General features: G+C 29.5%; 4 protein-coding genes. All 4 read right to left on the reverse strand.

Going from position 1 to position 2,767, the window contains the following annotated elements; all coding sequences use genetic code 11:
* Positions 1-139 precede the first annotated feature (139 nt).
* From HMPREF9444_RS07025 to HMPREF9444_RS07040, 4 genes are read right to left on the reverse strand one after another with little or no spacing between them, the layout of a single operon-like run.
* The gene (locus HMPREF9444_RS07025) at positions 140-814 is read right to left on the reverse strand and encodes a hypothetical protein (protein ID WP_009143711.1); all 675 of its coding nucleotides are present in this window, start codon (positions 812-814) and stop codon (positions 140-142) included.
* A 29-nt stretch (positions 815-843) separates the two neighbouring features.
* Positions 844-1,503, reverse strand: a complete 660-nt coding sequence (locus HMPREF9444_RS07030; RefSeq protein ID WP_009143712.1) for a hypothetical protein — start codon at positions 1,501-1,503, stop codon at positions 844-846.
* A gap of 19 nt (positions 1,504-1,522) precedes the next feature.
* A complete protein-coding gene (locus HMPREF9444_RS07035; RefSeq protein ID WP_009143713.1) occupies positions 1,523-1,849 on the reverse strand; it encodes a zinc ribbon domain-containing protein in 327 nt (108 codons plus the stop codon).
* 15 nt (positions 1,850-1,864) lie between these two features.
* Positions 1,865-2,479 carry a hypothetical protein gene (locus HMPREF9444_RS07040; RefSeq protein ID WP_009143714.1) on the reverse strand — a complete coding sequence of 205 codons (615 nt, stop codon included), beginning with the start codon at positions 2,477-2,479 and terminating at the stop codon, positions 1,865-1,867.
* Between the last annotated feature and the right edge of the window lie 288 nt (positions 2,480-2,767).

Below are 2,767 nucleotides of genomic sequence, written 5' to 3' on the forward strand. Positions count from 1 at the left end.
CTATTGTGAACAAAAAACAATCCACTAATATTCCAGCTCCAAATATAAAACTTCAAAAGCAGTTAGATCAGTGGATTGATTCATTTAATTTAAATCAACTTGTTATTATTAAAGATGACTTAACTGAATGAAAATATCATCACTTTGTTTCATCTGTTGTTGAAATATCGCTAGTAAATACGTCTCTTAGATCTTCATTTTTATATACTTTTTCGAGCACAGTAAAAAACATACCTGCACCAATCACTTGAGCCAATTTGCCAAGAGGTTCTTTTTTTGCCTCGTTTAAATTATTTAAAGTTTCCCCATATAATGTAGGTTTATTATTATATATTTGATTAACATATTCATCATACTTTTTCTTATCATAAGGAAAAACTCTCTGTGTCCCATCCTTCCAAGTAATTTCATGATAAATATTTTCTACTCCAACAGTTTTTTTATTATCTGATAACTTAAATGAGATTGTTAGATTAGGTGAAACGATACTGGCAATTTTTTTAAATTCTTCATTTCTTTCTTTGGTAGCTTTTTTAGCCATTGTATCAGATAAAACAGTGTTTAAAAATTGTATTAAACTATCAAATTCATTATCAAAACATGAAAATATTACAAGATTATCTTTATCCTGATTAAGCCAATTTCTGGTTCCATCTTTACAGCCCTTAAAATTATTTAATGCAGTTTCAATCGTTATATTATTGTTGTATTGTAATTTAGAATTTTTTACGACTTGCACGGGATCATCAGAACATCCATTAACAAGTAATAAAAAAAATCCCAAACCACAAATAAAAATTTTTTGATAATTCATAAAACATAAATCCTTTTAATTTATTAAGTTTATCGTGGCATACTTAATTTATCATCCTTATATACACCATCTAAAAAACCATTTATAAAACCTGCCGTTGTAACTACCTCTCTTGTTAGAGAATCATTTTGTAAAAACTCTTCTATAAATTTTATATCATATTTATTATTATAGATATCTGTTAATGTTGTGTTGATATCACTAGGAAGATATTTTATAGTCCCGTCACTCCATATAATTTTCCTATAAACGGATAGGATTGATGGTTTTTCATTATCAGAAGGCACACCAAATTTAATACAAAAGTTAATCATCTGTATTTCATTAAATTTTCCAGTTCCTAACTTTTTATTGTCTACAGACACCGCATTGACAAATTCTCTAATTAATTTTACCTTTGATATAGCATTATAAAATTTTGGATCTTCGCAAGTAAACAAAACACCTTCATCGACCTGTCGCCAATTCGCAGTGTAAAAATTGCACCCACTAAAATTATTTAGTGCTGTTTCAATAGTAACTTGATTATGATTTAGTTTAATTTTTTTTATTTTATCAACTACATCTGTTTCAACTTGCAAATTACTTAATACATTCTCTTTTATATTGTCAGTGTCATTATATGTAGTATTAACACAACCACATAAAAGAACTATCATCATACTGACAAATAACAATTTATCTTTCATAATTCGTGGTATAAATCCTTTATCTCTTTGGTCTTGTAAAAAAGGCTAAAAGACCCGTTATTATAGCGCCACACACCCAAATAAACAGAATCGACATAAATGCTAAGCCTGCCCCAACTGCTTTACCAGCCTCTTCAATTTCATTAGATGTTTTTATATCTGCGACATTAGACATCCCACCCACAAGCCATAAAATCATAAAAATATTAAATAAGAAAAATATCCATAAAAATATTTTTCCTATAAAAGATCTTTTTGGTTTGCGCAATTCTTTTCCACAATTAGGGCAAACAAAACTTGTACTACTAACTTCTTTTCCACATTCAGGACATTTTATAAGTGCCATCAATAATCTCCATGTTTATAAAATTGACTTACACCAATTAATAGCAGACTCACTTCCTGTTAAATCAAATTTAAAGGTTTTAGTTCCTGTTCCAATGACTTGAGTCCTAACAATTAACTCTTTTCCTGTAACTATTTGTTCTAACAGTTCTTCTGATTCAATAGCTAAAGCTTGATTATCCCAAATACTTGAGGCATCAACATTAAAAGCTTCATTTTTATCGACTCGAACTGAAATTGTATTAGCACCAAAACCATTTCCTAAGACATAAGCAGGACTAAAACTAATCGCTAATAATTTGCTACCGTCACTGTTTTGCATAAATACCAATGACGGATAAACTTGCTGCATTATGTAATCAAAACCTTGCTTTGACTTCTTTCTAGCGGCTCTAACTTTATTATCTGTTAATTCATCAGTGTCTTCTTTTAAGATCCAACCAGCTTTTTTAGCGTCAACAGACTGCTTTTTGGTTTCTTTTACTTCAGGATTTAAGCATTTTGTTAAACAATCTTTAAAAGCACTATCATCAGCAACAGATCTGCATTTCAAACATGAATCATTAATATTTATTTGAGCACTTGCTGAAAACGCAACAAGCAAAGAACATACAATAAGGAACTTTTTCATAGTATTAACCAGATTTAATGATATACAATGCGGTTATGATAACTGCAAACATTATATTCAATCATTTTTATCTTTAATGTAATTTTAATGATGGACAAAATGATGGGCAATTTTAACATATTGTTGTTTATTTATTGATCTAAAGCCATTATTCGACGGTCTTTCTCCCACGCAGCTAAGAAATTCGGAAACTAAGGTTTCCGTTTTTTTTTGCCTCCAAAAAACACCTGAAGATCTCAGTCTGACTTATTTCACTTTAACCCTAAAAGTTGCGAGTTTTTACTGATC

Source organism: Succinatimonas hippei YIT 12066 (genome assembly GCF_000188195.1).
Lineage (GTDB): Bacteria > Pseudomonadota > Gammaproteobacteria > Enterobacterales > Succinivibrionaceae > Succinatimonas > Succinatimonas hippei.